Genomic DNA, 246 nt, shown 5'->3' with positions numbered 1-246 from the left:
CGAGTCGTTCCATGGTCGGTCGGAACGAAGGCAGCCCGGCGAGCATATCTGCGGCTTCGGAGCGATGCGCCATTAGCGCATAGCGGGAGCGCAGTACATTGAATTTCGCTGTGACCGCATCGAAGTCCGGTGCGGTGCCCCGCTCGTAAAGGAGCACCTGCTGTTCGCTGTTGAGTGCCGCGATCTGGAACCGTGCAACCGTCCAGTAATGATTCTCCTGCGGGCCTAGCGTAGAGATGATGCTGC

General features: G+C 60.2%; 1 protein-coding gene. It reads right to left on the bottom strand.

Annotated features, from left to right (window positions below):
* A partial coding sequence (locus tag SB679_RS25730) for a hypothetical protein (protein ID WP_410705205.1) occupies positions 1 to 246 on the bottom strand: 246 nt, incomplete at both ends.

It is taken from the genome of Chryseobacterium sp. SIMBA_029 (assembly GCF_046535275.1).
In the GTDB taxonomy this organism is placed as follows: Bacteria; Bacteroidota; Bacteroidia; order Flavobacteriales; family Weeksellaceae; genus Chryseobacterium.
Note: the sequence above shows the minus strand (reverse complement) of the source record. Positions and strands in the feature narration are given on the sequence as shown.